At 67.4% G+C, this 10,452-nt stretch carries 7 protein-coding genes and 2 rRNA genes (1 of these 9 cut by a window edge); 5 read left to right on the plus strand and 4 right to left on the minus strand.

Annotated features, from left to right (window positions below; all coding sequences use genetic code 11):
* Positions 1 to 29 precede the first annotated feature (29 nt).
* Genes DEJ51_RS15260 through DEJ51_RS15280 form a run of 5 tightly spaced genes read left to right on the plus strand, consistent with a single transcriptional unit; the run spans position 30 to position 6,713 of the window.
* Complete coding sequence (locus DEJ51_RS15260) at positions 30 to 866, plus strand: hypothetical protein (RefSeq protein ID WP_150258074.1); 837 nt, start codon at positions 30 to 32, stop codon at positions 864 to 866.
* Positions 856 to 2,184 (plus strand): hypothetical protein, encoded by a 1,329-nt coding sequence (locus DEJ51_RS15265; protein WP_150258075.1) that lies wholly within the window; start codon positions 856 to 858, stop codon positions 2,182 to 2,184. The genes DEJ51_RS15260 and DEJ51_RS15265 overlap by 11 nt, the downstream gene beginning before the upstream one ends.
* Positions 2,181 to 3,743 (plus strand): SCO6880 family protein, encoded by a 1,563-nt coding sequence (locus DEJ51_RS15270; RefSeq protein WP_150258076.1) that lies wholly within the window; start codon positions 2,181 to 2,183, stop codon positions 3,741 to 3,743. The genes DEJ51_RS15265 and DEJ51_RS15270 overlap by 4 nt, the downstream gene beginning before the upstream one ends.
* A gap of 19 nt (positions 3,744 to 3,762) precedes the next feature.
* Entirely contained in the window at positions 3,763 to 5,178 is a 1,416-nt protein-coding gene (locus tag DEJ51_RS15275; protein ID WP_150258077.1) for an ATP-binding protein, read from the plus strand.
* Positions 5,179 to 5,180: 2 nt separating this feature from the next.
* Positions 5,181 to 6,713: a type VI secretion protein gene (locus DEJ51_RS15280; protein ID WP_150258078.1), complete on the plus strand. Its 1,533-nt coding sequence runs from the start codon at positions 5,181 to 5,183 to the stop codon at positions 6,711 to 6,713.
* Here DEJ51_RS15280 and DEJ51_RS15285 read toward each other — a convergent pair.
* The 4 genes from DEJ51_RS15285 to DEJ51_RS15300 form a co-directional block, all read right to left on the minus strand.
* The gene (locus DEJ51_RS15285) at positions 6,710 to 7,144 is read right to left on the minus strand and encodes a hypothetical protein (RefSeq protein ID WP_150258079.1); all 435 of its coding nucleotides are present in this window, start codon (positions 7,142 to 7,144) and stop codon (positions 6,710 to 6,712) included. The genes DEJ51_RS15280 and DEJ51_RS15285 overlap by 4 nt on opposite strands.
* Positions 7,141 to 7,698 carry a GNAT family N-acetyltransferase gene (locus DEJ51_RS15290; RefSeq protein ID WP_150258080.1) on the minus strand — a complete coding sequence of 186 codons (558 nt, stop codon included), beginning with the start codon at positions 7,696 to 7,698 and terminating at the stop codon, positions 7,141 to 7,143. Before DEJ51_RS15290 ends, DEJ51_RS15285 begins: the two co-directional genes overlap by 4 nt.
* A gap of 118 nt (positions 7,699 to 7,816) precedes the next feature.
* Positions 7,817 to 7,933 (minus strand): 5S ribosomal RNA (gene rrf, locus DEJ51_RS15295).
* A 76-nt stretch (positions 7,934 to 8,009) separates the two neighbouring features.
* A 23S ribosomal RNA gene (locus tag DEJ51_RS15300) occupies positions 8,010 to 10,452 on the minus strand (it continues 681 nt past the right edge of the window).

A 10,452-nucleotide genomic window follows, 5' to 3' on the forward strand; every position in this document is an offset into this window, starting at 1 on the left:
TCGTACGACGCGGAGGGGGCGGACAGGCAATGAGCAACGACGACCAGTACGGCGGCGCCGGCGGCTACGGCGAGGTCGGCGGCACCGGCCAGACCCGCACCCTCCTCCCGGACTCCCCCACCGACCCCTACGGCCCCACCCGCCGCACCCCACGCACCTCCCGCAGCCTGGTCACGGTGGTGGGCGTCGTCGTCCTCCTGATCGCCGCCATCGCCTTCGCCAACTCCGGCCCGGACACCTCCTCGGCCCCCGCCTCGGACAAACCCCCGACGGACTCCTCCACGGCAGCCACGGGCACGGACCCGGTGACGGGCAAATCGGCGGGCATCCCCAAGGGCTTCGCCCACGACGAACAGGGCGCACAGTCGGCCGCCGCCAACTTCGCGGTGGCACTCGGCTCCGACGGCATGTTCAACAGCAGCCGAAGAGGTGCCGTCATCCAGGCCCTGTACGCACCGGACGTCGCCGCCGCACGGCAGAGCGAGCTGGACCGTGCCTACACCGACGCCGCATTCCTGGCCCGCATCGGACTCGACGCCACGGGCAAGGCTCCCAAGGGCATGACCTTCATCTCCCGCACCAACCCGGTCGGGACGAAAACCGAGAAGTACGGCGCGGACACCGCAACCGTATCGGTCTGGCACTCGATCCTCTTCGGTCTCGCCGGCGAAGGTTCGAAGAGCCCCGTCACCGAGGGCTGGTACACGAGCACGTACGAACTGCGCTGGGTCGACAACGACTGGCGCGTCGTGGACTTCACGCAGAAGGACGGGCCGGCTCCCGTGGGCCAGGACCAGCGGGCCGCCACTGCCGAGGAGATGGCCGCTGCCGTATCGCAGTTCGGGGGGCTCACCTATGCACGCTAGCCGTCGCGGCGTGTCCTTCGCGGCCGTCCTGGCCGCCGTACAGGCAACCGTGGTCCTGCTGTCCACGCGCGCGCTGGCCGCACCCACACCGATTCCGACGCCGACACCGACACCGACGCCCGAAGCGACCAACAACCCCTGCGACCTGATCCGAGGTCCGGCCAAGGAGTACTGCGAACGCGGCAACGGCGGCACCGGCGGAGCCCCCGGCCTCGCCCCCACCGACCCCACCGACGCCCTCAACCCCCTCGCCTCCCTCGCCCGCGGCTGCGCCGACGCCGCCGCCTGGATCGTCGGAAAGCTCAGCGAAGCGGTCAACGGCTCGGCCAACGTCGACTTCACCAACCCCGCCTTCCTCAAGCAGTACTCCGTCGTCTTCGCCGCCTCGACCATCCTCACCCTCGTCCTCTGGCTCTTCGCCGTCGCCAAGCGAGCCGTCCGCGGCGTCCCCCTCACCACCGCCATGTCCGAAGCCATCGGCTTCCTCTGGCTCACCGTCCTCGCCTCCGCCTTCACCCCCCTCGTCCTCTACACCGTCGTCTCCGCCACCGACGGCGTCACCGAGGTCATCGCCTCCGCCACCGGCGGCCAGACCGACGTCTTCTTCGGCTCCTTCTCCGAAGCCCTCAAAAAGGGCGACGACATCGGCGGCGGCCCCATCATGCTGATCGTCGTCGCCCTCGTCACCGTCCTCGCCGCCGGCGTCCTCTACCTGGAGCTGTTCATCCGGGCCGCCCTCCTCTACGTCGGCGCCCTCCTCGGCGTCGTCGTCTACTCCGGGCTCGTCGACCGCAACCTCTGGGGCCACGTCCGCCGCTGGGCCGGCATCATGATCGCCGTCATCCTCGTGAAGCCGGTCATCGTCATCGTCCTCGGCCTCGCCGGCGCCCTGACCGGGGAAAAGGGCCCCAACGCCTTCTCCGCCGTCGTCACCGGCCTCGCCATCATCCTCCTGGCGATCTTCGCCTCCGCGATGATCTACCGCTTCGTCCCCGGCTTCGGCGACGAGATCGCCTCCGCCCGCTCCAACCGCAGCAAGGCCACCGACGGCGCCCAGGCGGCCGCCGTCATCAGCTCCCCGGCCTCCCTCGTCTCGCAGGGCATCAAGACCCACAGCAGCCGCGGCGCCCACCGCGGCGGCGACGGCGGCAGCGGCAACAACGCCCCCCGCCCCGCCAACCCCCTCTCCGGAGGCGTGGCCGCCCACAGCAGCCGACCCACCTCCGGCGGCGGAGCCGGCGGCGGATCTGTCCCCTCCGCCGCACCCCCGCCCCGCACGAGCTCGAGCACGAGGAACACAGGAGGTGACGGGCGTTGACGACCCAGTCCCACCAGCTGCACCCGGTCGCGCCCCGCCGCACGTATCTCATCGGCCGCGCCCGGCCGAACGCGATCGTCGGCAAGAACCGCGAGACCGGCGAGATCGCCCTGATCATCGCCGGGGCGTTCTTCGGCATGATGAGCGGACTGCTCGTCCCCGACCTCACCCTGCGCATCGTCAGCCTCGCCGGCTTCCCCATGATCGCGCTCGCCGCCGTGTACGTCCCCTACAAGGGCAGAACCTTCTACCGCTGGTTCGAGATCAGCCGCAGCTACAAGCGCACCCTGCGCCGCGGCACGACCTACCGCTCCGGCGCCATGGAAGCCGGCATCCGCGGCTCCGACGGCCGCGAGGTCGAAGTCGGCCCGCCCCCCGGCATCGGCCGCATCAACTGGCTCGCCGCCCCCTTCGGCCCCGACGAGATCGCCGTACTCCTCCACGCCGACCGCCGCACCGTCACCGCCGCCATCGAGATCGAGGGCCCCGGCGTCGGCCTGCGCGACAGCGAGGACCAGGAAGCCCTCGTCGACCGCTTCGGCACCCTCCTCAAGCACGTGGCCAACGGCGACGGCTTCGTCACCCGCCTCCAGATGCTCGCCCGCACCCTCCCCGCCGACCCCGACGCGCACGCCAAGGACGTCGCCCAGCGCGGCGACACCCAGGCCCCCGGCTGGCTCCGCGACTCCTACGACCAACTCCAGTCGATGGTGTCCACCTCCTCCGAGCAGCACCGCGCCTACCTCGTCGCCTGCATGCACTACACGCGCGAACTCGCCGCCGAGGCCAACGCCATCGCCCGCGCCGGCACCCCCCACAAGGGCCGCAAGCTCGACCGCGACGCCGGCCTCGCCATCGTCATGGCCCGCGAGCTCACCGACATCTGCGCCCGCCTCGCCGAGGCCGACATCCGCGTCCGCCAGCCCCTCGGCCAGGGCCGCCTCTCCTCCCTCGTGCACTCCATGTACGACCCGGACCACCCCATCGACCACATCCAGGCCATGACCAAGCGCAACGCCTGGCCCGCCGAACTCGACGCCGTCGAACCCACCTTCCTCCAGGCCAAGACCCGCGAATCCTCCACCCGCGCCCCCTGGTGCCACGCCACCGCCTGGGTCAAGGAATGGCCCATGACCCCGGTCGGCGTGAACTTCCTCGCCCCCCTCCTCGTCCACACCCCCGACGTCATCCGCACCGTCGCCGTCACCATGGACCTGGAACCCACCGAGGTCGCCATCGAGCGCATGCTCACCGAGAAGACCAACGACGAGGCCGACGCCTCCCGCGCCGCCAAGATGAACCGCACCGTCGACCCCCGCGACATCGCCGCGCACGGCCGGCTCGACCAAAGAGGTGAAGATCTCGCCAGCGGTGCGGCAGGAGTCAACCTCGTCGGGTACATCACGGTGTCCTCGCGTTCGCCGGAGGCACTGGCCCGCGACAAGCGGACGATCCGCGCCTCCGCCGGAAAGTCCTACCTGAAGCTGGAATGGTGCGACCGCGAGCACCACCGCGCCTTCGTCAACACCTTGCCGTTCGCCACCGGCATCCGACGCTAGCTGGAGGGAAAAGCCGCCCATGCGAGATCCCATGACAGCGCTGACGGACGCCTTCACCAGCTTCCTCTTCGGCAAAGTCGAGACCACGCGCCTGCCCGTCCGCACCTCCACCGGGCAGGCGCAAGCCGTCTACCTGCCCACCGCCGCCCCCGGACTCGGCGACTCCGGCGTCATCATCGGCCGCGAGGTCTACAGCGGCAAGGGCTACATCTACGACCCCTTCCAGCTGTACGGCCAGCAGCTCCCGGCCCCCCACTGGCTGGTCCTCGGCGAATCCGGAAACGGAAAGTCCGCCCTGGAGAAGACCTACGTCCTACGCCAGCTCCGCTTCAAGGACCGCCAGGTCGTCGTCCTCGACGCCCAGGGCGAGGACGGCGTCGGCGAGTGGAACCTCATCGCCCAGCAGCTGGGGATAACCCCCATCCGCCTGGACCCCATCGCCGCCAACGACGACGGGATCCGCCTCAACCCCCTCGACCCGGCCATCACCACGACCGGCCAGCTCGCGCTGCTCCGGACCATCATCGAGGTGGCCATGGGCCACGGCCTCGACGAACGCGCCGGCTTCGCCCTCAAGGTCGCGCACGCCTACGTCGTCGACACCATCCGCGACCGCCAGCCCGTCCTCACCGACATCGTCGAGCAGCTCCGCCACCCCGAGGCCGAATCCGCGCACGCGATGAACGTCGACATAGACGATGTCCGGGCCTGGGGCCTCGACGTCGCACTCGTCATCGACCGCCTCGTCGACGGCGACCTGCGCGGCATGTTCGACGGCCCCACCACCGTCGGCATCGACCTCGACGCCCCCCTGATCGTCTTCGACCTCTCCCACATCGACCGCAACTCCATCGCGATGCCGATCCTCATGGCGATCGTCGGCGTCTGGCTGGAACACACCTGGATCCGCCCCGACCGGAAGAAGCGCATCTTCCTCGTCGAGGAGGCCTGGCACATCATCAACAGCCCCTTCGTGGCCCAGCTGTTCCAGCGCCTGCTGAAGTTCGGCCGCCGCCTGGGCCTGTCCTTCGTGGCCGTCGTCCACCACCTCTCGGACGTCGTCGACGGCGCGGCCGCCCGCGAAGCGGCAGCCATCCTGAAAATGGCCTCCACCCGCACCATCTACGCCCAGAAGGCCGACGAGGCCAGAGCCACGGGCCGGGTCCTGGGCCTCCCCCGCTGGGCCGTGGAGATCATCCCGACCCTCACCCCCGGCATCGCGGTCTGGGACGTCAACGGCAACGTCCAGGTGGTCAAACACCTGATCACCGAAGCCGAACGCCCCCTCGTCTTCACCGACCGCGCCATGACCGAATCCTCCGCCCCCACCCGCCTGCCCGCCGACATGCTCGCCGCCGAACTGGAGGCGGAGGAAAGGGCCCTGTCCATCGAACGCCGCCGCGGCGGCCCCGGATCCGCGACCACGGTGGCCTGACCATGCACGAGGCACGACGTACGGAGCCCCCCGCACGCGGCGGCGGCGTCCCGGACGGCCTGCTGGTCGGCCTCCTGGCCTTCCTCCTCGGCCTCGCCGTCCTCGTATGGTCGGCCACCGGCCTCGCGGCCCTCTTCGCGAAGGGCTCCTGGCCCGACACGGTCACCTTCACCCGGACCCCCGAGGCCGTCCGCGCCCTGATAGCGCAACCGCACGACATCCCCGCCGCCTGGCCGGACACCGACCCGGCGGCCCTGTCGGGCTGGGGCCTCTTCTGGGGCCTGTTCGTCAGCCAGCTGCTGATCCTCTTCGTCCTCACGGTCTTCGTGATCGGCGTGGTCGCCCGCACCAAGTCCCGCCGCGCCCTGGCCCAGCAGACCGCACAGCCGCCCGTACCCCACGAGCCCCAGCAGTCCAAAGGCGCCCCGGCCCCTGCCGCTCCAGCCCCGCCGACGGCGGCGCCGATCCTGGCGACGACCCCGCCCCACGCAGCCTCGCCGGCGTTTGAGGCGCGGGGGCCCGGGGGCAGCGCCCCCGCCACCCACACCGGCCCCAACGACGAGGCCTACCGCTACGGCTTCGGCTACGCGCCCGGGCCCACCACCGTCACCCCGACGCCCGCCCCGCACGGGATCATCTACGCCGGCCCGAACGACCGCCTCCGCACCGCCGCCCACCGCATCCGCGAGACCGAGGGCGCCGCCCTCGTCGTGACCTCCTCGCCCACCCTCTGGGCCGAGACCAAGGACGCCCGCGCCAAACTCGGCCCGGTCCTCCTCTACGACCCCTCCCACCTGTGCGACACCCCGGCCCGCATGCACTGGAACCCGGCCGAGGGCTGCGTCGACCGCGACACCGCCGCCGCCCGAGCCATCGCCCTGCTGGCACCCGTACGCCCACAGGCCCGGATGGACGCGGCGGTGGCCGACACCGCGGAAACCCTCCTGCGCAGCTGGCTCCAGGCCGCCGCACTGGACGACCGCCCGTTCAAGCTGCTCCACCGCTGGACCCAGGGCAACAGCGCCCAGGACCCGGTCCGCGTCCTGCGCACCCACCCCCAGGCCGCCCCCGGCGCGGCCGGCGAACTGGAAAGCGCCCTCACCGCCCACCCCGAACGCCGTGAGCTCGCCCAGAACCTGACGGCCCGTGCCCTGTCCTGCCTGACCTCGATCCACATCCGCGAGGCCTGCAATCCCAACCGAGCCGATGCCCTCGCCTTGGCATCATTCGTCGCCGAAGGGGGCACCCTCTATGTGGTGGGTGAAGCTCTGGAGGATCCCCGCACCCACCCGGGTGCGATGCCCCTGCTCACCGCACTCGCCTCTCACGTGGTCGAGCACGGCCGCCGCATGGCCGCACGGTCATCCCACGGTCGGCTCGACCCACCACTGACCCTGGTGCTCGACGACGTGGCCGCCGTGGCCCCGATCCCCCAGCTCCCGGAGCTCCTGACGGAGGAAACGCTCCCCCTGCTCGCCCTGTGCCGCAGCCGCGAACAGGCCCGCTCCCGCTGGCCGGAAGCACAACTCCCCTAGCAGGCCCGCTCCCCGGCCGCGTACGCCTCCCACGTGTCCGTGTCGGAGACGCACACGGAACCGCGATGGTCGTACCAGAGCCCGCCGAGCGGCAGCTCACGGACCATCGCCGGGATCCCGGGCTCGAACCGCAGCACGGACAGCGTCTTCCACCCGTGGGGGATGTGGTCCCAGGACCGTCCGTACTGCTGAGTGACCGCGACGACGGTCGTGGTCACCTGCTCGACGTCCCTCGTATCGTCACGCCGGAAGCAGCACGCGTACCGCCTTCCCACCGGCACGTCCGCGTAGTTGTACCCGAGGAACACGGCTTCCTCGTTCGCGGCCGGCCGCTGAAGCTCCCGGCCGAAGGCCGTCAGAGCCGTCTCATCGGCATGGCACTCGATCAGCAGGAACCGCTCCCCGACGGGACTGTCCGCTTCGCTCCTCACACCGCCGGGCGCGTGTAGACGTACTCCCGCTCCTTGGCGCCCGTCTCCAGCGGTACCAGCAGACCGCTGGCCTCGAACCCGTACCGCCGGTAGAAGCCCTCCGCCCGCGGGTTGTCCTCGTGCACGAACAGCCGCACCCGCTCGGTCGCCGGCTCCCCCAGCGACCAGGCCCAGTCCAGCGCCGCGTCGAAAAGCTTCGCCACGAGCCCGCTGCCCCGCTGCTCAGGCCGCACGAACACCCCGACCAGGTGGCCCTGCTGCCGTTCGATGGTCTCGCCGAAGTAGTCGGTGCCACCCTGCGCCTCGATGAGTACGGTCACCGACCCGACCCACCGCCCGTCACCGGCCTCGGCGATGAACTGCCGAGCGCCCCGCCCCTCGGCGGCACCGGCGGCACGCTGCTGCCAGAACTCGTCGCCCTGGGCCAGCGCGCTTTCCTCGGTCTCCAGAAAGGCCACGGGCGCAGCCGGATCCCGGAGCGCCACCAGCCGCAGCTCCTTGACCTTCTCCCACTCGTCGCCCCGCACGGACCTGATCACGTAGTCATCGTTCATGCCCGGGATCTTAACCACGGACCATGGCAGGCTCACCTGCGTTTCTTCCGGCGGGTGAACGCAGAAAAGCCCCGCACCGAACCCCGAAGGGTTTGGTGCGGGGCTTCCCGCAATGATTGTTCGGCGGCGTCCTACTCTCCCACAGGGTCCCCCCTGCAGTACCATCGGCGCTGAAAGGCTTAGCTTCCGGGTTCGGAATGTAACCGGGCGTTTCCCTAACGCTATGACCACCGAAACACTATGAAATTTGAACGCTGGCGTATTCACAGCCGTTCGTTATTTCAGAACTAACACAGTGGACGCGAGCAACTGAGGACAAGCCCTCGGCCTATTAGTACCAGTCAGCTTCACCCGTTACCGGGCTTCCACATCTGGCCTATCAACCCAGTCGTCTACTGGGAGCCTTACCCTCTCAAGGAGGTGGGAATACTCATCTTGAAGCAGGCTTCCCGCTTAGATGCTTTCAGCGGTTATCCCTCCCGAACGTAGCCAACCAGCCGTGCCCTTGGCAGGACAACTGGCACACCAGAGGTTCGTCCGTCCCGGTCCTCTCGTACTAGGGACAGCCCTTCTCAATATTCCTACGCGCACAGCGGATAGGGACCGAACTGTCTCACGACGTTCTAAACCCAGCTCGCGTACCGCTTTAATGGGCGAACAGCCCAACCCTTGGGACCGACTCCAGCCCCAGGATGCGACGAGCCGACATCGAGGTGCCAAACCATCCCGTCGATATGGACTCTTGGGGAAGATCAGCCTGTTATCCCCGGGGTACCTTTTATCCGTTGAGCGACGGCGCTTCCACAAGCCACCGCCGGATCACTAGTCCCGACTTTCGTCCCTGCTCGACCCGTCGGTCTCACAGTCAAGCTCCCTTGTGCACTTACACTCAACACCTGATTGCCAACCAGGCTGAGGGAACCTTTGGGCGCCTCCGTTACCCTTTGGGAGGCAACCGCCCCAGTTAAACTACCCATCAGACACTGTCCCTGATCCGGATCACGGACCGAGGTTAGACATCCAGCACGACCAGAGTGGTATTTCAACGGCGACTCCACAACCACTGGCGTGGCTGCTTCAAAGTCTCCCACCTATCCTACACAAGCCGAACCGAACACCAATATCAAACTGTAGTAAAGGTCCCGGGGTCTTTCCGTCCTGCTGCGCGAAACGAGCATCTTTACTCGTAGTGCAATTTCACCGGGCCTATGGTTGAGACAGTCGAGAAGTCGTTACGCCATTCGTGCAGGTCGGAACTTACCCGACAAGGAATTTCGCTACCTTAGGATGGTTATAGTTACCACCGCCGTTTACTGGCGCTTAAGTTCTCAGCTTCGCAACCCCGAAAGGTCACTAACCGGTCCCCTTAACGTTCCAGCACCGGGCAGGCGTCAGTCCGTATACATCGCCTTACGGCTTCGCACGGACCTGTGTTTTTAGTAAACAGTCGCTTCTCGCTGGTCTCTGCGGCCACCCCCAGCTCAGAGTGCAAGACTCATCACCAGGAATGGCCCCCCTTCTCCCGAAGTTACGGGGGCATTTTGCCGAGTTCCTTAACCATAGTTCACCCGAACGCCTCGGTATTCTCTACCTGACCACCTGAGTCGGTTTAGGGTACGGGCCGCCATGAAACTCGCTAGAGGCTTTTCTCGACAGCATAGGATCATCCACTTCACCACAATCGGCTCGGCATCAGGTCTCAGCCTTATATGAGGGACGGATTTGCCTACCCCTCGGCCTACACCCTTACCCCGGGACTACCACCGCCCGGGCTGGACTACCTTCCTGCGTCACCCCATCGCTTACCTACTACAAGTCTGGTTCGTCGGCTCCACCACTTTCCTTTCCCCGAAGGGTCCGGAACGGCTTCACGGACTTAGCATCGCCTGATTCGATATTGGGCGTTTCAAAGCGGGTACCGGAATATCAACCGGTTGTCCATCGACTACGCCTGTCGGCCTCGCCTTAGGTCCCGACTTACCCTGGGCAGATCAGCTTGACCCAGGAACCCTTAGTCAATCGGCGCACACGTTTCTCACGTGTGTATCGCTACTCATGCCTGCATTCTCACTCGTGAACCGTCCACAACTAGCTTCCGCTGCTGCTTCACCCGGCACACGACGCTCCCCTACCCATCACAGCCTCCGTTGGGAGTATTGCTGCAATGACACGACTTCGGCGGTACGCTTGAGCCCCGCTACATTGTCGGCGCGGAATCACTTGACCAGTGAGCTATTACGCACTCTTTCAAGGGTGGCTGCTTCTAAGCCAACCTCCTGGTTGTCTCTGCGACTCCACATCCTTTCCCACTTAGCGTACGCTTAGGGGCCTTAGTCGATGCTCTGGGCTGTTTCCCTCTCGACCATGGAGCTTATCCCCCACAGTCTCACTGCCGTGCTCTCACTTACCGGCATTCGGAGTTTGGCTAAGGTCAGTAACCCGGTAGGGCCCATCGCCTATCCAGTGCTCTACCTCCGGCAAGAAACACACGACGCTGCACCTAAATGCATTTCGGGGAGAACCAGCTATCACGGAGTTTGATTGGCCTTTCACCCCTAACCACAGGTCATCCCCCAGGTTTTCAACCCTGGTGGGTTCGGTCCTCCACGAAGTCTTACCTCCGCTTCAACCTGCCCATGGCTAGATCACTCCGCTTCGGGTCTAGAGCGTGCAACTCAATCGCCCTATTCGGACTCGCTTTCGCTACGGCTTCCCCACACGGGTTAACCTCGCTACACACCGCTAACTCGCAGG

This window comes from Streptomyces venezuelae (genome assembly GCF_008642275.1).
In the GTDB taxonomy this organism is placed as follows: Bacteria; Actinomycetota; Actinomycetes; order Streptomycetales; family Streptomycetaceae; genus Streptomyces; species Streptomyces venezuelae_E.